The sequence below is a fragment of the Celeribacter ethanolicus genome (assembly GCF_001550095.1).
In the GTDB taxonomy this organism is placed as follows: Bacteria; Pseudomonadota; Alphaproteobacteria; order Rhodobacterales; family Rhodobacteraceae; genus Celeribacter; species Celeribacter ethanolicus.
In genome coordinates, this window is record NZ_LRUC01000045.1 from 16,627 (window position 1) to 36,174 (window position 19,548).

15 protein-coding genes are annotated in these 19,548 nt (G+C 63.9%); 5 read left to right on the forward strand and 10 right to left on the reverse strand.

Annotated features, from left to right (window positions below; all coding sequences use genetic code 11):
* Nucleotides 1-69: 69 nt before the first annotated feature.
* The 4 genes from NH195_RS15915 to NH195_RS15930 form a co-directional block, all read right to left on the reverse strand.
* Nucleotides 70-912 carry a hypothetical protein gene (locus tag NH195_RS15915; protein ID WP_066709109.1) on the reverse strand — a complete coding sequence of 281 codons (843 nt, stop codon included), beginning with the start codon at nt 910-912 and terminating at the stop codon, nt 70-72.
* A 139-nt stretch (nt 913-1,051) separates the two neighbouring features.
* Nucleotides 1,052-3,400: a peptidoglycan DD-metalloendopeptidase family protein gene (locus NH195_RS15920; RefSeq protein ID WP_066709111.1), complete on the reverse strand. Its 2,349-nt coding sequence runs from the start codon at nt 3,398-3,400 to the stop codon at nt 1,052-1,054.
* Between the two features lie 18 nt (nt 3,401-3,418).
* On the reverse strand, nt 3,419-4,237 hold the full coding sequence (locus NH195_RS15925) for a hypothetical protein (protein ID WP_066709120.1): 819 nt from the start codon (nt 4,235-4,237) through the stop codon (nt 3,419-3,421).
* Nucleotides 4,238-4,327: 90 nt separating this feature from the next.
* Nucleotides 4,328-4,699 carry a DUF1036 domain-containing protein gene (locus NH195_RS15930; RefSeq protein WP_238379783.1) on the reverse strand — a complete coding sequence of 124 codons (372 nt, stop codon included), beginning with the start codon at nt 4,697-4,699 and terminating at the stop codon, nt 4,328-4,330.
* A 285-nt stretch (nt 4,700-4,984) separates the two neighbouring features.
* On the opposite strand from NH195_RS15930, the gene NH195_RS15935 reads away from it, so the two are divergent.
* The 5 genes from NH195_RS15935 (at nt 4,985) to NH195_RS15955 (ending at nt 8,572) form a co-directional block, all read left to right on the forward strand.
* Complete coding sequence (locus NH195_RS15935) at nt 4,985-5,506, forward strand: hypothetical protein (RefSeq protein WP_155846205.1); 522 nt, start codon at nt 4,985-4,987, stop codon at nt 5,504-5,506.
* 197 nt (nt 5,507-5,703) lie between these two features.
* Nucleotides 5,704-6,339 (forward strand): MotA/TolQ/ExbB proton channel family protein, encoded by a 636-nt coding sequence (locus NH195_RS15940; RefSeq protein ID WP_198403494.1) that lies wholly within the window; start codon nt 5,704-5,706, stop codon nt 6,337-6,339.
* Between the two features lie 15 nt (nt 6,340-6,354).
* Nucleotides 6,355-6,825: an ExbD/TolR family protein gene (locus tag NH195_RS15945; RefSeq protein ID WP_066709126.1), complete on the forward strand. Its 471-nt coding sequence runs from the start codon at nt 6,355-6,357 to the stop codon at nt 6,823-6,825.
* A complete protein-coding gene (locus NH195_RS15950; RefSeq protein ID WP_066709136.1) occupies nt 6,822-7,226 on the forward strand; it encodes an ExbD/TolR family protein in 405 nt (134 codons plus the stop codon). The genes NH195_RS15945 and NH195_RS15950 overlap by 4 nt, the downstream gene beginning before the upstream one ends.
* Nucleotides 7,223-8,572, forward strand: coding sequence for a hypothetical protein (locus NH195_RS15955; RefSeq protein WP_066709139.1), 1,350 nt, complete (start codon nt 7,223-7,225; stop codon nt 8,570-8,572). The genes NH195_RS15950 and NH195_RS15955 overlap by 4 nt, the downstream gene beginning before the upstream one ends.
* A 15-nt stretch (nt 8,573-8,587) precedes the next feature.
* On the opposite strand, the gene NH195_RS15960 is transcribed toward NH195_RS15955, so the two are convergent.
* From NH195_RS15960 to tssK, 6 genes are read right to left on the reverse strand one after another with little or no spacing between them, the layout of a single operon-like run.
* Nucleotides 8,588-10,876: a serine/threonine-protein kinase gene (locus tag NH195_RS15960; protein WP_066709142.1), complete on the reverse strand. Its 2,289-nt coding sequence runs from the start codon at nt 10,874-10,876 to the stop codon at nt 8,588-8,590.
* Nucleotides 10,873-11,673, reverse strand: coding sequence for a PP2C family protein-serine/threonine phosphatase (locus tag NH195_RS15965; RefSeq protein WP_066709145.1), 801 nt, complete (start codon nt 11,671-11,673; stop codon nt 10,873-10,875). The genes NH195_RS15960 and NH195_RS15965 overlap by 4 nt, the downstream gene beginning before the upstream one ends.
* Nucleotides 11,670-12,401 (reverse strand): type VI secretion system-associated protein TagF, encoded by a 732-nt coding sequence (gene tagF, locus NH195_RS15970; RefSeq protein WP_066709148.1) that lies wholly within the window; start codon nt 12,399-12,401, stop codon nt 11,670-11,672. Before tagF ends, NH195_RS15965 begins: the two co-directional genes overlap by 4 nt.
* A 38-nt stretch (nt 12,402-12,439) precedes the next feature.
* Nucleotides 12,440-16,042 (reverse strand): type VI secretion system membrane subunit TssM, encoded by a 3,603-nt coding sequence (tssM, locus tag NH195_RS15975; protein ID WP_066709151.1) that lies wholly within the window; start codon nt 16,040-16,042, stop codon nt 12,440-12,442.
* Entirely contained in the window at nt 16,039-18,102 is a 2,064-nt protein-coding gene (gene icmH, locus NH195_RS15980) for a type IVB secretion system protein IcmH/DotU (protein WP_081423980.1), read from the reverse strand. The genes tssM and icmH overlap by 4 nt, the downstream gene beginning before the upstream one ends.
* Nucleotides 18,103-19,434, reverse strand: coding sequence for a type VI secretion system baseplate subunit TssK (gene tssK, locus NH195_RS15985; protein ID WP_066709156.1), 1,332 nt, complete (start codon nt 19,432-19,434; stop codon nt 18,103-18,105). It abuts the gene before it with no gap.
* Nucleotides 19,435-19,548 lie beyond the last annotated feature (114 nt).

A 19,548-nucleotide genomic window follows, 5' to 3' on the forward strand; every position in this document is an offset into this window, starting at 1 on the left:
ATGACAAAAACCCCCGCATCGCGGGGGTTTTATACCATCAGGGCCACCTGAGCGCAGATGAAGGTCCCGTTACGCCAGATCGTTTTCCGCCAGACACTGCTGAAGCATCGCTTCGAGCGTGCGGAGCTGGGTTTTCAACTCGGCGAATTTGCGACGGAACTGAAGTTTCAGCGTGAAAGTGCGCGTGTCGATGGAGACCTTTTCGTCGAAATAGGCATCCATGCTCTTGTTCAGGTTCTGATCATAGGTCTGAAGCGCGACAAGCCCCTTCACCCCGTTCATCACTTTGCCAAGCCCGGCGCCCCATGACGCATCGCCCTCTTCGGCAGCTTTGGCAATCAGATCGGCGGTGCCGATGATCTGGTCGCGGGCATAGCCCATGGCCATATTCTGTGTCTCGGACTGCGCCTGTTGCGGTCCGTTGACCGCGATCTCGCCCGCGCCCAGGAAAGACCCGCCGATGAATTTCCCGGCCTGCCCCGCCGCCGAGTTGGTCGGAAGCGCGGAGACACCGGTTTTGGCAAAGCTCGTCAGAGCCTGGGACGTGGATTTCTGCCCGGCATGCCATTCCGCCGCCGTACCGGAAATCTGGATCGCGTTCACCCCTTGCGAGGCCACGGTCGCCGCCTGTTTCATGCCCACGATCTCAAGCACATTGGCGCCGACATCGAGAAAGGCGACACAACTGTCCTTGATGATCGAGGCCCAGAAAATGCCCTTGTTGGCAAAGCTCTGTTGATCGAGCGCACGCAATTGAGCCTCGAAATGTTGTTCGGCGGCAGAGATCGTGCGCTGGAGATTGGCGATTTTCGAAGAAATATCGCGACAGGACTGCGGCCGCAGGACGTTTCCGGCATGATTGATCTGACTGGCAACCGGGGTCGACCCGGGTTGAATACTGGCACCTGACATCTTGAGAATCCCACTGGCAAAAATTTGTTTTCATAGAGGACGTTATCGGCTCATCTGTCAACCGGCTCCACGCCCTCCGAACACGCCGCAAACCGCTTGAGCGAAACTTCGCACAGCTCGCTTCGGAAACGGGCCGCTCTCACAAACGCCCCAAAAGCCCATCCACGGCCGAAACATAGCGCTTGGTCTCCGCGGTCAGAGGCACGAAGGGGGGCGTGGCCTGAGCAACCACCCGCCCGACACCCGAGGCGTTCATCTTGCGATCCGCCCAGGCGGCCATTTGCGACACGCTCCACCCCGTCAGGAACGGGTTCGCCCGCACCACGGCGGGGCCCATCACCTCCAGAACAGAGGCATCAGGCGTTTGCGTCGTCGCCTTAAGTGCCACATCCGCCCCCGCCGGTCCGAGGAAATGCGCCAGATAAAGCCGCCCCGGCGTGATGACATGGCCGCGCGCGCGCAGATAGGCCTCATTCTCACGCGCCAGATTAGTCACCATTTCCCGGCTCAGCGCCGGGTCGAAACGCAGTTCCAGAAGTGCGGCGCGATCAAGGCTGCGCACCAGATCGGGGCGATAGGTGTTCATCATCCTGATCCATGTTCCGTCGATGAACTGCCCAAGCCCGGTGGCCGAGGAGCGTGTGTTCTTGGCCCGCGCATTGCCGGCACTTTCGACCCGGATGATGCGGTTGACCAAAGCCTCCACGGCTTGCGAACCATGGCTGCTGCCGGTCGGGTCGATGGCCTGTCCGTTCAGCCGGATTTCGAAATGCAGATGCGGGCCGGTCGAGCGACCGGTGGTGCCGACATAGCCGATCAGGTCGCCCGCCTGAACCTCATCCCCCACCTTCACCCCATCGGCAAAGGCGTTGAGATGGGCATAGCGGCTCTCATATCCATTCGCATGTCTGAGCCCGACAACATTGCCGTAAGCGCCGGAAAATTCCTCCCGGATCACGGTGCCCGCCGCGGCGGCATGGACCGGCGTGCCCACCGGCGCGCCCCAGTCGAGCCCGTCGTGATTGACGGTTTTCTTCAGGATCGGATGGAACCGCGGCCCGAAGCCCGAAGTCTTGGTCCCCGCCACAGGCACGATGAAACCGGGCAAAAGTCCGCTGCCGCCCCCACCATAGGCCGGGCTCTGCGGTTTCGAAGGATCGAAACATGCATAGGGTGCATCTTCGCGCGGTCCGCGTGTCACGTAGCATTTCAAATCGAGTTCCGGTCCGGTCAGCGATGCAAAGGCGATACGCCCAGCCGGGAGATCCGCCCCCTCCTCGGCGTAGAGAATGCGGATACGGTCCTTTTCGTCGACAATCTGGTCGAGATCCTGAACCCGGGCCAGCATCACGAGCAATTCGCCGACAAGATCGGAAGGCATCTGGTGGCGCAGGGTCAGCGAATAGATCGCGTCCTTGAGCCTGAGCTGACCTTCCGTGCCACGCGCCGCCAGGGCACGGTTGGCGAGAGACCGCAGATCTCTGGAGAACCACGGATCGGCCCCCGAGACAAACCGTCCGGGGCGCGGCTGAACCAGGGTCATGAGATAGTCCTCAGGCCCGTAGATCGACATTTGCAACAACCGCGCCTCGTAGCGATTGTCGTCGAGCCGCAGGGCCACGAGGCTGCGGGCAGGCAGATCGGTGAGGCTCTCAACCGCCACCCCGGCGGCATCGGATTCGCGGGAAAGCGCGGCGAGGATGCGCTCGATCTCGGTCTCCGAGAGTTTCTGCGCCTTCAGGATGTCGGTGAGCCTGCGCGGCTCCGGCACGTCTTCGAGCACCTCGCGAAACAGCGCCTGACGTTCGGCAGGTGGCGTGCTCAGCGCGGAGGTGGTGGTGTTCTCGATCACCGTCTCGATATAGCGCACCTCCTGTGCCTCCACCGTGCCGCTCTCGCCGATCACCGCGCCCCAACTGCCGCGCCCGTCCTTGATGTCCACCTCGGTGCCCGCCGAAACCTCCTCCGGCAGGCTGCTGCCGGCGTCGTCCGCTTGCGTCCCCAGCGCAATGCCGTCGGAGCGGCGGGCGTTGAAAGCCGCAAGGTCAGCGCTCGAAGAGGGAATGGACAGTTGCACCCGCTGGCTGCTGTCGAAAAGCGCATCTTCGAGCAGGTCGAAATGCCGCCCTGCCGGGAACCGTCCGGGCTCAAGCGCCGAACCGGCCACCAGACGGCGCTCGCCGAGGTTGCCATTGCCCTCGGGCAAGGTGAGGATCATCGGCGCGCCACGAATGTTGAGAAAGGCCTCGGCCCCGGCGGCAGCAATTTGCACCGTCTCGTCGGCCGTTGCCCCCATCTGCACCAGCATCGCATCTTCCGCATCCGGCAGCGCGGCGCGGTCGCCTCCGCTCCGGATCAGGAACACCGCCCCGCCCAGAACTGCCAGGCTGCCAAGACCGAACCCAACCTGTCGCATCAGGCGCAAACGGCGGCGCTTGACGGCGCGTCGACCGCTGCCCTTGAAAGTCGGATCCACTTCGATCTGCATCGTTCAGCCCGCAGCGCCCTATCGGAACACGCCAACACCGCCACCGGAGATCGACGGGCCGGAGGAACCCGAAGATTCGCCCGTAGAGCCGGGGGACGTCCCGCCCGAGGAGCCGGTGCTGGCGGGACGACGGTTGCCCGTGCTGGCCGGGCGTGTCTGTGTGCCGGTCTGGGCGGCCACGACACAGGTGGTGTCTCCGCCCAGAACGATGCTGCGGAACAGCGCGGCGGTGGCCGTCGCCCCGAGGCCGTTGTCGTTCACGCCGCTGGTACGGAAATACTCCGCCGCCGCCCGGCGCGAGCCCGCCCCCCAGGCACCGTCGATCGACGACCGGTAACAGTTCATCCGCTGCAATTCTTCCTGAAGCGCTACGGCAACCCGGTCCTCTGGCGGATCAATATGGCCCTGACTTACCAGCGCGCGAAACATCTCCGGATCGGAGCTCCGAAGCGCATTGCGGCTGGCGATGTCATTATAGGGGAAGGCGAATTGCGCCACGGTTTCCGGCATCAACCGGTCGATGCCATAGCTCTCCTCGGTCCCGGCCGGCACACGCCCGAGAATGATCGACGGAGCGGGAAATCCGGCGCGCGGTGCGATGGCTTCGCCGCTTTGCGCCTCTGTCACGGTCGTAAAACGGATCAGACGGGGCAGATCGCTGGCGGGTTCATAGGCAACGACCAGCGGTGTCTCGCCCTGTCCCGGCTCGAACAGGATCGGAGGGGCATTGAAACTCTGGGCCTGGAGGCCGGAGCCGAGCGTCACCAGCAAGGCACCGCCCAGACAGGCGCGCCGGGCATGTCCTTTGACCACACCAGTGTCTTTGGGCTTTTCCAACGCCGACCCTCTCCACGCATTAAACACCTGTCCACGATAGGCGAAATCCCCCCCTCCCAGCAAGTCAAGAGCTCGGAAAACGCGCGGAATTTACCGGGTCTGGATGTAGAAGGTCCAACGCTCCGAGCGCCGTGTGTCGATTTCGAAGAACGGGGCACTGAGATAGCCGCGCAGGAGACAGTCCTCATGACCGCGAATCCGGAATTCCCCCGGGTCGATGCACATCTCGGTCGTGCCCGACACCATGGTCTTGTTGAACACGTCGCGGGCATAGACATAGACGAAGCGCGCGGTCAGGTCGTCCTCGATCACATCGGCGCATTGGTTCGGCCCGATGGTCCACCAGCCGGAGGTTTCCCAGGCGTCGTAATCCCATTGCCCGATGGCGAGATTGACCACGTCGAAAGTCTGGTTGCAGACCTGAAACCGCGCCTCGGCGGGACTCGCGAGCCACAGGGCCAAGGCAGCCGCCAGCCCGCGGAACGCTGACCGCCGCAAGGCGACTCGGCTCCGCGCATGGCAGTCGGACAAGGATTTCATGAGTCTCGGATGTGACATTTCCGCCACGCCCCCTTCCTGCCTGATCGAGAAATTCGTCGCGACGTGCCTACAACAGGAGGTAAACCCTGTGCAACAGAACGCGTGCCGGACCAGTCAGGCAAGGGCTTCGACACAGCCCCCGGGAAAAATCCACTCAAGGTCGATTCCGGTTATGCTTTCGTAAAGCAATTGTGCTATAGTGACCCCATGAAACATCGTATCTTGTTCTTCGTAGGCGCCATTTGCCTTTCCGTTGCCTCTGCCTTTGGCCTGTCTTACGGCCATTGCCAGATCAGCGCATCCGACAGTGCATCCTGTGGCAGCCGGTCCATGACCTTGGCTCAGCTCGGCCCGGCTGCGATTTCGGTCGAAGAGTTGCGCGCGCCTGTGATGCCCGCTTCGGAAGATCGCATCGCACACACCTCGGTACCGCTCGCCACCGTGCCGGAGACCGCAGTTACCGCGCCCTCCGCTGCGCCGCTTGCGCCTGCGGTTTCGCCCGCCCCGGTTTCGGTCGCGGTTTCGAAGGGCAGCATGTCCGGCTTCGATCTGACCCTGCCCGAACCGCGCGGCATGACCGTGCTCTACAGCGACGCCCCGCTCGGCGCAGCATCCCAGCCGCACCTTCCCAGCATGTCGCCCGACATCGCCGCCTATAGCGGAAGCACCTATCTCGGTGTGACCGAAGTGCAAACGATGCCGGACTATCTGATCGGCGTCTATCGCTGAGCTGGCTGGCATGAGACTTGTGCAAAGTTGGACTAGCCTATTGACTTAACGCCCCGGACCATCGCTATTACAGGCGGTGGTTCTTTTGTTTCGAGGATCTCTGTACCGATCTCCATCATCATGTATTCAGACATCTTTTTCGATTTTCTCGCGCATCCCATCCTCCCTTCCCCCTGTATCGCGCCCAGAGGTTGCTCATGAGTTTCAGCATTTTCCAGATCATCTCCCTCACGATCTACATCGCCCTTGCAGCTCTGTCCTTTTTCACTGTCAGCGTGGCCATCTACAAAGTCGCGCAATTCGCGCGGATGGGGGTCGGCAAACGCAAGGCTGCGGAGAAAATTCTCGATGACTGGCTCTCGGGCAAGGTCGACCGTGCGGTGCAGGCCGCCTCGAAACGCGATTCCGTTCTGGCCCGCGTGTTGCAGGCCGCGTTCTCGGGTGTGCGCGCCAGACCGAACGATCTCAGCTATGCCGAAGAGCTGTCGCGCCAGACCGCGATCATCGAACTGGCACGAATGAGCGAACGCATGCGCTCGCTCGACATGGTGGTGCAATCGGCGCCGATGCTCGGGCTTCTCGGCACCGTGATCGGCATGATCGACGCCTTCAGCGTGCTCTCGCAAACCGACGGTGCCGTCGATCCGACCCAACTCGCCTCCGGCATCTATGTTGCACTTTCGACCACCGCCGCGGGCCTCGCCATCGCGCTCATTGCGTTCTTCGTCGCGACCTGGTGCGAAAGCCGCATCGACCGCGAACGCAACATGATGGAGGCGCTGATGTCGGCTTCGATCCACGGGCGCGTCGATCCGAAAGCCAAGGCCGCCTGAGGCCGGAGGGGCGTCATGAGCATCCTGATCTCCAGCCTCCCGGTGCGCAAACGGCGCTATCGCTTCGCCCTGACTCCGCTTGCGGACGCGATGTTCCAACTGCTCATCTTCTTCATGCTTTCTTCGAGCCTCACCCCCTATTCGCTTCTGACCCTGCAAAGCGCACCGTCAGAATCCGAGGGCGAGGCCCTACCCGAGGACACATCCGCACTGAGCGCCGATCCCGACGCCGGCCCCGATGCGCCGCTGTCCGGGGCCGAGATCACGGTCTGGCGACTTCTTGAGGGGCGCGTGGCCGTCGACGGACAGGAATTTGCCACGGATCAGCTCTCGGAGTTGGCCAATGCACTCGGCCAACAGGGGCTCCGCGGGCAACTCGTTCTGGCGATCACCGCCACGGCAAGGGTCCAGGACGTGGCCACCGCCCTCTCCGCCCTCGAAGGCGCCGAAATTGCCGGGGTCCGGATCATCCGGGAGGCGCCATGAAGGGCCAGCGCCTGCATCCGCCAGAGTTGAAGATCAAGCTGGATTCCTCTCTGGCCATCGTCAACATCGTGCTGTTGCTGATCTTTTTCTTTCTCACGACCGGTTCGCTGATCGGCGCGCGGGAATTTCAGGTGCGTCTGCCCGAGACCGAAGACCTGCCGCTGGATTTGTTGCCAAAACCGCTTCTGATCGTCAGCGCGGATGGTGCCATGGTGCTCGATGGCGGGCCGGTCGTCCCGGGGACGCTGAACGCGCGGCTGATCGACAATCCGGTGCTGCATGTGCTGACAGATCGCGACACGCGCGCCTTCGACTTGCTCGACATTCTCGCCGCCGAACGACTTGTGGCAGTTGAAATTCAACTCGTGACGATCCACCGTACCTCGGAGGACGCCCCGTGAATTTTCTGCCTTACGACCGCATCCGCCCCGGTCAATGGGCTCTGCCGTTCACCGGTTCGCTGCTGTTTCACGGCGCGGCGCTTCTGTTGTTTTCAACCGCATCCCTGGCGATCATCCCCCCAAAGGAAGAGGAACCGGAGCTGCTGATCAGCCTCGAAATTCTCGACCTCGAAAGCTTTGGCGAAACCGCACCGATCGCGGAAAACTCCGGGAATATTCCTGACACCGGGGAGGACGGCAATCCCGACGGCGCACTCACGCCTCCGGAAGAAAGCGCCATCGAAGAAAGCGTCGCCGAGCAAGCTGCGCCGGAAGAGCCCACGCCTGAAGCCCCGGTGACCGGGGACCCCGTCTCCGAAACGCCGGAGATCGAAGAACTCGAAGCAGAAGACCCTGTCGAGGCCCCCGTCGAAGAGATCGTCGACACGCCAGAAGACACAGCCGAACCGCCCCCCCCGGTAGCCCCGGAAATTGCCGTGCCGCTGAGCGGTCTCTCCCTGCCCACGGAGCAGAGCCTCGTGCAGGACAATTTCGTCTCGCCACTGGCCGAAACCGGCGGGTTTGCCCCCTCGCCCTTCTCGGGCGACATCTCGCTCGAGGCTCCCGACAGCCTCTTTACCCAACCGCCCCTGCCGGACAGCCCGCTGGCGCTCGCGGCCCTCGAACCGCCCAGCGTGCCAGCCCCCGCCGCGTCGCTAACCGGCCCCGGCGCGCCGCTTGCCAATGCCAGCGCCGCCGATCTGACCATCGGTCAGCTCCTGACCCGCATCCGCACCAGCGAGGCGCCGCGGTGCACTCTGGCCCTGCCCAGACGCGGCGCGGACGGTCAGGTCGGCCTGTCGCTGATCGGGGCGGATCGCGCCGCCCTCGACGCCTATGGCGCAGAAATTCTGGCCGGGATGGATACGGTGCAACGCGTTCGCGAAGAGGTGGATCCCCGACAGTGCGCCGCCCTCGATGCGCTGACCCTGACCGAATCCTACCCTGCGGCACGCATCGGGTTCAGCCTCGCCTCCACCTCCATGCAAAGCGGCGACACGGTTGAGGCGCGGATCTCCGGCGCGGGCGGGCTCGATATTGCGGTGCTGCTGGTCGACGACAATGGCGTGGTACAGGACCTCGCGCGTTTCACCACGATCGAGGATGGCGTTCCGGTGATTTCGGCTCCGGTGGCGCGCGTCGGCGACGGGCGCGAGACCCGGCAAATCCTGATGGTTCTGGGCGGCGACGGACCGTTCGATCTGACGGATATGGACGGGCGCACGGCCGAGGAGGTGTTTTCCTCGCTCGACCGCGACCAGTTGCGGCAAAGCGCTTTTGCGATGGCGAGTTTCGACGTGCGCTAAGCGCAAGATGCGCGCTCAGGGCGTGATTTCAAGCGCGCCGACCACCACATAGCCCGCATCGTCCTGCGCAATCTCCCGACCGATCAGCGGCAGGATCACGCTGGCCTCGGTCCCGTCCTTCATCGCGCCTGCGCGCACCGAAGCCGCCTCGGAGGCGGTGGCGACGATGACATAGACCCCAGGCTGCGCCGACGGCAGGCGGAAGGAGAAACGGCGCGTGTTGCCGATGGGAGTTTCGAGTTGCCGCGCGAGCGAGAAGACCCGCCCGTTCGGCGCGACGATGGAGAGCCAGATCTGGCGCCCCTCGGTGCCGTAAACCGTGCCGACGATGCCGGTCTGGCGCGAGACGCTCGGCGCCTCGAAGCGGATCGAAATCGGGTCGCGTGCGGTTCCGGCAAAGGGTTTGGCCAGCGCGAGAGCGGCGCATTGCGGGACGGCAATCGCGGTTTCGTCGACCTCGGGCGCGGCGTCGAACGGCCAGTTCGCGGCCAGCCCGGCAAAGGCGGTTCCGGTGTCGCTCAGTGCGGCAATCGTCCCGCTTTCGGTCACGGAGGCGTAGGCGCAGCCCTCTCCGGCCTGTGCCGCAAGATAGCCCGCAACCGTCCTCTCATCGCGGACAAGCCCGCCCTCTTCGGCCACGGTCTCCGGGCCGATCGGATGGTTACTCCACCAGGTATACGCGCCCCCGCCGATGGCCGCTGCGAGGATCACGAAGCCGAGACTGAGCATAAGCCCGCTGCGGCTTTTCTTCTCCGGCAGCTCTTCGATCTCGGCGATATCGCCAAGGCTGTCGGCGGTCACGCTTTGAATCCCCAGATGGCTCGCCGCCGGCCCGGATTGCAGCCCCGGCACGGCGTTGGTCGTGAGACCGGAGGCAAAGCCGCCCATTCCGGTTCCCATACCGGTTCCCATACCGGTGAGCGTCGCCCCCATCCCCGTCAATGAGCCGCCAGATCCGGTCTGGCCGCCGGAGATCATGTCGAGACCTGCGATCACCGATTGCATGTCGGGCATGCGCTGTGCCGGATCGGGTTGCAACATGGCGTAGAGCAAGGGTTGAAACGGTCCCGGCAGGTCCGAGAGATCCGGGATGGTCTGGCGTTTCTGCACCGCGTCCACGATGGTGTCGCCCATCTGCGGCGTTTTCCCGGTGAGCGCCGCGATCATCAGAAGCCCCATGGAATAGACATCCGAGCGCCCGTCCGCCTCGCCGCCAAAGGCGCCGAGCTGTTCCGGAGAGACATATTTCAGCTTGCCCGCGAACTCGTTGCCGATGGTCACATCCCTGACCTTGGAAGAGCGCGAAATGCCGAAGTCGATGAGCACGCCCCGGGTGATGTCGCCATCCTGCAACATGACGTTGTCGGGCGCGAGATCGCGGTGGATCACCCCGATGTCATGCGCCCGGCGCAAACCGTCGGCAAGCCGCGAGAACAGGCGACAGGCCTCATCCGTGGTCAAGGCGCCCTTGTCGCGCAGATGATCGGACAGCTTGGTGCCCTCGATGAAGCCCATGACCAGCGCGTGCAGGTTCATCCGCTCGTCCGGCGGCACATAGGCGAAATAGCGCACGATGGCCGGGTGGTGGAGCTGGCGCAGGGTACGCGCCTCGCGTCGGAACATCTGACCGACCTTCTGGTCCTCGGCCATCTCGGGCAGGATCACCTTGATCGCGACGGGGTCCCCCGTGCCGATCTCCTCGCCGCGAAACACCCGGCCCATGCCGCCCTGATCGAGCGCGCTTTCGACCCGGTACATGTTGTTGATCACCGTGCCGGGTTCGAGCACTGTCACCGGGCGCGGCACCTCAGAGGAGGCAAAGCCAGCGGCGCCGCTGGCCGCCCCGGCCACGACCGGAGCCACCCCCGCCAGCACCGTAGCATCGGGATCGGCGGGCGGGGCGACGGGCGGTTGCGCGCCCCCGGAAGACGGCGTGAAGACACCGGCAAGAAGGGTCGCATCCGGGTCGGCGGGCTGCATGTCCTGCGGCAGATCCGGCGTCGGCAGAGGGCTCAGGATGGTCGCATCCTCCCCCGGCTCCGGGGACGACGCGGCAGACAGATCGACCGGCACGCTCGCCGGGGCGTTCATCGGCGAGAGGATCGTCGCATCTTCCTCGAAACGCTCTGGCTGATCTGCCACCGGCTCTTCCGTTTCAGGTGTGCCCGTCACGGCCTTCTGCGCTGCCTGCAACGTCTCGGGAGAGGCCAGAACCGTGCGGTCTTCCTCCGGCCCCTGTTCAGCGACGGGCTGCGGCTTCGGCACCTCCCCAGTCGGCGGGATCGTCTTGTCATCGTCGCTCATAGGGTGCCCTCGAATTCAGGGAAGGCCCAAAGCGCTTCCTGCCGTTCCGGCGGCTCTTCATGGCAGCGAAAAAGCACGACCGAAATATTGTCCTTGCCACCGCGCTCCACCGCCGTCGTGACGAAACGCGCGCACAGCCTGTCGAGCTCCGTTTCTTCCCCGGTCGCAAGCACGGATGCGATCTCGTCATTCTCGTAATATTCGGTCAGCCCGTCCGAGCAGATCAGGAACAGATCGCGGTCGTGCAGAACATCCTCGACCACATCGCATTGCGGAATTTCGGTGACGCCGATGGCGCGGGTGATGACATTCTTGCGCGGCCAGTTGGCGGCCTGCTCCTCGGTGATCGAGCCTGCGTCCAGAAGCGCCTGCACCTCCGTATGATCGCGACTGACCTGCACCAGTTGCCCGGCCCGGAAACGGTAGACCCGGCTGTCGCCCGACCAGACACAGGCGAAACGGTCGCCATGGATCAGCACGGACGCCAAAGTCGCGCCCACCGTACCGCCCCCCAAGGACTGGGCATGCGCGATGATCCGGGCATTGGCCATCGACAACCGCTCCATGAAACGGATTTTCAGGTCATTGAGCGAAACCGGCACGCCGACGGTTTCTAGCGTCCCAGTGATGGTCTGGCTGGCGAAATCGCCCGCCGCATGACCGCCCATGCCATCGGCCACGACCCAGATTCCGCTCTCGGGCAGACAGAGCGCGCTGTCCTCGTTGATCTTGCGCACCCGTCCCACGTCGCTCTTGAGCGCGCTGTCGAAGCGGAAGCGTCGTCCGAGATCTGTCATGTCCGATACTCTTCACTGACTGCTTGACTGTTTTCTGCTCCGGCCTCGTCCTGTGGCGAACGCAGTCGCTCCGTGAACAACCAGCCAAGCGCGTCCACACCCGGCAACCCGTCACAGGCCAGCCACCCGGCGGCACGCGGTCCCTGTTCGGGGTGCCACCAATGGCTGCGGCGAAATTCGGCACGCTCGGCCTCGACCCCGGCGGCGTCTTTCAGAAGCCGCCCCAGATCGCCATCGTTGCGTTGTCCCCAGATCGTCCCGCTGAGCCCCTCTTCCCACATCAGCGCCGGAGAGGATGGCAGGTCGAGCCCTTCGAGCAGATCCGCTCCGCCGCGAAATCCGCCTTCAGGCGGTTTGATCCCGGCGATATGAGCGAAAAGCGCATCGTAGATCGTCTCGTCATGGCGCGGATCGGTCGGCGGCACACCGGCGTGGCCCTCCCCCTCCGGGTCGCTGACCCCGATCAGAAGCGGATATATGCGCCCGACCCGATCACGCGACGGCAGGAACACGCCGTAAGCCGGCACACCCAGCACATCCGGCCCGATCCAGAACCGCAGCACCGGCGCGCTTTGCCAGACCATCGTCCAGGCGTCGCCAAGGCTGTCACGCAGCGCGGTCAACACCGGCTCCAGCCACCGATCGAGACCGGAAACCAGGGCCCCGGAGCCCCCGTAGGAGAGAAAATCGCCGAAGGCGGGATGTTTGCCGTAAAGAAATGGGATCACGGGATCGGGTCCTCGGAGGATACTGAGTAAAAGGGCGTCTATTCCAAAGTGGTAGGGCAGGAGAAATCGCGCAGTTCCTTCATCAGGAACGGCACGGTGATGCTGTCGAATTCGAGACGGAAGGACACCGGTCGACCGCCGACATTATGGGTGACATCGACACGGCTGCCCGAAGGACGCGCCACACCGGCATTGATGAATTCCGCCAGCGCCCAGCGACCGTCGGCAAAGCGCAGACCGTTGGCCGCGCCGCGTTTGGCCTTGGGCAGGAGCTGGAACACGATCTCCGTCACGTCGTCGGGCCATGTCAGCGTGACCCCAGAGGAATTCGGGAACAGCTGTGCCTGACGCGCACCGAAGGACATGGCAACGCTTTCGACCGCCTCCGAAGAGGCACGCTGCGACAGGGTGAAGCTCACGGAAGGCTTCATGCTGCCGGGTTCGAAAAACGCCTGGCGGATGCGCTCGGCGCGACCGAATTGCGCCAGAGTGGCGGGGGCCAGCCGGTCGCCGATGTCGCTGCCGTCGCGCGGTACGATGTCGCCCTCGGGGCTGCGCTGGGTGTATTCACGCAGATGGGCGTCGTAGAAATTCTCCATCCGCCCGCCATAGCCGAAGAACTCGCCAAAGGCGGCGGTCGAGATGTGACGCCCGTTCGCCGCAAACGGGAAGGCCCCGGTGACGTTTTGGGTGCAGAAGGTCGTGACCTCTTCGGACAACAACCGTTGCAGCTCTTCCATATTGGCATTGGTGGTGACGGTGAGGAATTCACGCTCGATCTGGTTGACGAACCGCACCATCGTGTCCGGATAGAAAGGGACGCCCTGCGTCAGTTTGCCAAGCGCGCCTTGCAGCCCCATGTTGTTGAGGGTCTCACCGCCGCTCGCCGCAAACTTGCGATCCTGCAACAGCTCCTCCAGGCTCGCCAGCACGGTGTCGATCGGGCGTTTGCGCTGATCGGCGTCGCCTTTCATCAGCGCGTGCCATTTCTCGAACCGTCGTTCGATGTCCTCGATCTGACGGCGCTCGGTCGGCGCGGTGGCGGAGGGCGCGGCGCGTTCCTGGAACTTGGCCTTGTTCTTGAGCGCGTTGAGCACGATCCGCTCGAAGGCGCCGGAGCGGCGCTCCACCGCGCTGAAGCCCGCGTTCGACAGATCGTTCTCGATATTGCCGGAGGCCAGCGCCTCGGGCGAGATTTCCATATTCTCCACAATGTCGAGGAAACGGCTGAGCCGGGTTTCGCGGTCCACCATCTCGGCGAGTTTCAGGATCGGCGAGGCAAAAGGCGCGGATGCGATGGTGAGCGAGGTGTATTGTCCCGAGGGATCGGACATAGGCACCAGTTCGATCCTGTCGAGCACTCCTTGCCACGCCGCGACGAAATCCGCCTGATAGAGCGCATGGATGTCGCGATTGAGGCCCACGAGCTGGGTCTGGTAATCGGCCTTGCCCGGCTCGCCCAGCACCCAACGCTCCTCGTCGAGGCGACTCTGGGCAGAGGCGAGTTCTTCCTTGAAGACGCCCCAGTAGCCCGAGAAGGTGAAGAGCCCCGGCACGGTCAGATCGGACAGCGCCGTGCCATCGACGGTGCGCAAGACCTGATCGACCTGCACGTCGGAGAGCTGATCGTAGATGTTGAGCGGGGTCATGCTGGCCGCCTGCCCGAGGATCGAGCTATAGGCCTGACGCGCCAGAGGCAGGGTGGCGATCTGCCGCTGTGCGGTTTCCACCAGCTCCTTGTTGGGCTGAAGCGCGGGCGTCACCCGGTCGTCGAGCGCCAGCATGGCGTCGAGGTGATCGTTGATCGCCCCATAAGCCACCTCAAGCCCCGGTTCGGAATATTCCCGCGCCCAGGCTTCGGCAAACCACGACTGGATCGCGGTGTCGTCGCCCTTGCCGGGCTGCGCCTTGGCGAGCAGAAGATAGACCTTGAGCGCGCGGTAGGCCTGTTCGTAATCCTGCGCGGCCAGAAGCCGCGGCAGGGTGTTTTCGAGCTGCAACATCATGCGCGGACGCAACATGTGTTCGAGTGCGTAGGAATAGCTCTCGGTGGCGGATTTGCGGATGCTGTCGCGCCGCGACAGGCCCATACGCTCGATGAATGGTTGTTCCGTCGTATCGCCATAACCGCCCGGCAGGTTGCGCACGGTGTTCAGAGCACCGAGTACGGGACGTGTCGCCGGATCGGTGATGATCGGCTCGGCCAGAATGTCCTGCGCCTCGACCGTATAGAGATTCATCGCGGCATTCGCCTGTCGCACCAGCGTGGCGTTCTGCCAGAAACTGTAACCGAAAAGCCCCATCGCGCCGAGACAGACGGTGGCGATCAGCCCCGTCGCACCGCTGCGCAAAATACGGCGGCGGCGCATGGATTTGAAATCATAGCCGACCCAGTCGCGCTCGGCAAAAACCACCTTTTTCAACAGGTCATGCAGGAAATAGCTGCGCCCCTTGCCGGACATGAAGCCGGGCTGGAACCCGGCCCCCTGATCGTGACCGGAGGCCATCGCGCCCAGCACCTGGTCGATCGGCGTGCCTTCCTGAGTGCCGGAGGTGAAATAGAAGCCGCGCAGAATGGCGTGAACCTCTTCGGGTTTCTGGAAAATCCGGCGCAGGAAATCGGCGATGTTGCGCTGCATCAGCGCCATCTGCCCGGGGAAACCGAAAATCGAGATGCGCGCCACAGGATCGTGCTCTTCGTTCAGCCGGTCGGTGACCTCGTCGGAAAGGCGCGAAATCAGCTTGTCGAACTCCGCCGACACCTCTTTATAGGTGTCTTCCTTGCGGTCGCGTGTCTGGAAGGTCACCCCCCAGACACGGCGGCGGCGATCTTCGCCCAGAGGGCCGAAATAATCCCGGAAGCCCGCGACGATATCGGCCTTGGTGAACATGACATAGACCGGCACGTCGATGCGCAGCGTCTCGTTCAGTTCGGCCAGACGCTGGCGCACGGTCAAAGCGTGACGCTCCAACTGGGCCGCGTCGACGGTCATGATGTCTTCGCAGGAAAACGCCAGCAAAACGCCATTGACCGGCTGGTCCGAGCGGGCCTTCTTGAGTTCCGACAGAAAGGACTGCCAGCTTTCGCGGTCGGCGGTGGCATCGCTGTCCTGCGTCGTGTAGCGCCCGGCCGTGTCGATCAGAACGGCATCCTCGGCGAACCAGAAATCGCAATTCTTGGTGCCACCAAAGCCCGCAACGGCCTCCTTGTCGGTGCCGGGAAAATCCAAGCCGCAGTGCAAGAGCGCCGTCGTCTTGCCCGCACCGGGCGGGCCGATGATCACATACCACGGCAGATCGTAGAGATAGGTCGCGCCGCCGGATTTCTTGAGCCGTCCGAGCGCCTCCTGCATCCGCTCGGACAAAATGTCTCCATCTCCGGGGGTTACAAGCGTTTCCTCAAGTGCTTTCGCAGCTTTGCGCCGGCGCAGATACTTGAGCAGGGCCGAGGTCCCGATGGCCATGAGCACCAGCGCGATCAGACCGCCCCGGGTCCAGGGCGATACCAGCCAGCTCACCCCGGTCATCCGCAAGCCAAACCAGATCGCAAGGCTCAGGATCACCACGGCAAGGATCAGGATCGGCAACCGGAGCCATGTGTAACCCCAGAGCTTCTTGGGCGAAACGCCGAATACTCTCATATCTTGTTTTCCTGTTGCAGGAGTATCTCGACCCTGCGGTTCCTGGCCTGCGCCTCGCGCGTGCCGCTCGTGTCAACCGGATCGTTCGGCCCGACGCCCACCACGCTCATGCGCGCCGGATCGCTGAGGCTTTGCGCCAGCACATCGCGCACCGTGGCGGCACGGGCTTCCGACAGTTCCTCATTGGTGCGATACCGCCCGGTGCCCCGAATCGGGATGCTGTCCGAATGGCCCTCGACCACGATTTCCCCCGGCTCGCCATCGAGCGTCTGGCCGATGCTTTTCGCCAGAGCGGAGAAATCCGAGGTCAGATCGGCGGAACCGGAGCCAAAGCGCAGCACATCGCCCACCCGGATCATGATGTAATCGCCCTTCTCAGCCACACTCAGCGCGCCGCTGTCGATCTCCGCGGCAAGAGCATTCCGAATGCGGTCGAGCTGGGCCGTGTCCACCTCCCCCACATAGGGCACGGCAGAGGCGGCAAAGCTCTGGCCCTCGATGGCGACGGTGGCGTTCGGATCGTTGAGCCGCAGGATCGCGGCCTGTGCGGCATTAGTGTCATTCGACAGAATCCATGACAAGGTCGCGAACAGCGCCACCACCATGCCGCCCCCGATCCCGGCCACCACCCAGAGCGGCATCCCCGCTCCGCTGCGCTTGCCGGAGAAGATCACCGGCAGCCAGTTGATCGAGAGATCGGGTTTCGGGCGTTCGACGACGGAGCGCAGGCGCTGGTACACCTCGTTGCGCAAGCGCGCCAGCAAAGCCATGCCATTGGGCTCGGTGCGATATTTCCCCTCGAACCCGAGATAGAGACAGGTCAGCATCAACTCCAGAAGGTCTTTGCGCTGTGCCGGATAGGCAATCACATGATCGAGCCGTGCGAAAAAGCCGATCCCCGCAGAGCGGTCGTTCAACAACTCGGCGGCCATGGAATATTGCTGCCAATAGCCCGGATCGCTGCCGGGGATGGTTTGCACGATGTCGTCGGCGGTCGCGGCCAGCGCATAGCGCGCGACGTCGATGTCCTCCGGCGGCACGCTCTTTTCCTGCGCCTTGCGGACGAATTCGCCGATCTCGCGAATGACGTGATCACGCAGCGGAATCGCCTGCATCTCGACCATGCCGGTGCGCAGACGCCCGAACAGCACCAGAAGGTCCGAGGCGGCCGCGAGAATCGGGTTGGTCGAGGTGCCGATGTCCAGCCCGGACCCCTTGAGCGCGTCCTGAAAGGAGATTTTCGGCACATTGCCGGCAAAGGCTGCGGCCTGTGTGGTCGGGGGCACCATGGGAAATTGCCCGTCCGTGCCACCGCCCGCAGGGTAGGTCCCACCGTATGGGCCAGGCTGCGCCGGGTACTGACCCTGCCAGTTCGGCTGGGCGGGCTGACCATAGGCGGGCGGCTGAGCGTATCCGCCCTGCCCCTGACCGGCTTGACCGTAGGAGGGTTGACCATAGGCCGGTTGTTGCGGCGGCTGGGGGGCTGGCTGCGGGGCGTAGGATTGTGGCGGCGGCTGATAGGCCGGGGCAGGAGGCTGCTGCGGTGCACGCCCCTGAAACCAGGTGCCCTCGCCGGAAGGCGCCTGCGGCGCCTGCGGTTGCGCCGGTTGCTGCGGCGGACGTCCACCGAACCACGTGTCCTCCGCACCGGAGGCGGGCGGCTGGGGCGTTTGCGGCGACTGATGCGGTGGATAGGCCTGCGGCGGCTGCGGATAGCCCTGTGCGGGCGGCACTTGCGGCTGTCCCGGGGGCACTTTCATCCCGAACATGGTGCGGTCGGATGTGCCCTCCACAGGCGGCTGCGCCGGGGGCTGACCGTAATACGGCTGTTGCGGCGCCATATTCGGCGCATGCGGATTTTGCCCGACAGGCGGCGCAGATGGGTGTTGCGCCACAGGCGGCACAGGTGAGTGTTGCGCCACAGGCGGCGCGGGCCACCCCGGTTGCGCGGGCGGCTGCTGTCCGTAAGGCGCTTGCGGCGGATGCCCTACAGGCCGCGCGGGGCTCGCCGGGGGAATTTTCTGACCGAATACCGTGCGGTCGTCGTCATCGTCACTCATTCAGCGCTCCTCGGGAATGGCCCACAATTCCAGCTCCAGCCCCGGCCATGCGCCCGCGAAATGCATGCCGATGGCAGGCGCGATCGAGAAGTCGCGCCACAGCGGGCTGGTCTTGTCGACGAGGAAATAGACGTGGTTGGCGACCACGCGGATCTGCGGCGGCGGATTCGGAATATGCACCAGCGGGATGCCAGGCATGTTGTTGACGATGATCTCCTTCATCCGGGTCGAGGGGCCGAGCTTGCAGAGCTGCGGGAACTGGCCCTGGATCTGGGTGAGCGGCAGGGCCGCGGAGACCTCGACGATAAACGTCGCATTGGCGAAGAGATTCGGATCGCCCACGAGGGCGGCGAAACTGTTTTCGCGGCGCTGTTCGAGCGGCAGGCGCAGCGCACGCCCGAGATCGCGCGACAGGAACCGGCGGATGTCGTCGACCAGCGGCTTGAACGTCTCTTTCGGCTTGTCGTGGCGATAGCTGTAATCGCGCGCCTTGCGCGCGCCGTCCTCGAATGTCGACAGCTCGCCCGCGAATCCCACAAGCAATTCATACATCCGTTCGGGATGCACGGCGGGCATGGCCTGAATATGTTTGAGCTGCGGCAGCACGCGGTTGAGAACCATCAGCATGAGATAGTCCTTGTCCTGCATCCCCCCGCCCGAGGTCGGATCGGCGGCATAGCGCGCGAGGACTTCGAGCCGGGCTTCGACCGCGCCCATCACCGCCTTGAGAAAGCCCGCATAGGCCCTGTGGCACGAGATGATCAGCCCCACCGGCGGTTCGGTCTTGTCCAGCGTGACGACCGCGCCGTCCTGCACATCGACGATGCGCCCGAGCGGGATACACTGATAGCCCTCACGCGGGGTGTCGCGGATGACCAGTTCGAGACGCGGCACGGCGACCTCGATCTGATCCTCGGTGCGCGAGACGGCGGTGACATCAGTCACCCCCTGTTCTTCGGCCAGAATATAGCGGGTGCTCATGTCCTCGGGCATACCGACTTCACGCTCGTTTTGCGGAATGTTCGGCACGGTGAGCCAGATGGTTTTCCCCGTCGCGCTTTCGTTGACGAGCACCTCACGCGGCAGCGGGCTTGTGTGCGGCGCGTCGAACGGCGTGCCGTCGGGCATGATTCCGGACACGTTTTCGAGTTCCAGCCGCCCCTGACGGAGCTGACTCTCGTCAAAAGACATTTCGGCAATGCCCCATGGAAAGGGCGTGATCTGAGCCGTGCGGTTGGCGATCAGTTTTTCGACATATCTGTCCGCTTGCTGGAAATGCTGGGGCTTAATGAAAAGCCCTTCTTTCCAAGCCACCTTACTAAACCGAGACATGGCCCAAAACACTCCCCGAAAGCGAACATGTGCAACAATTGCCAATATGATGGCGAACTTAACGGGCGCCGATCCAGAAGGTCAAGGATACGTTGCAGGGCGCTTTCCCCATTG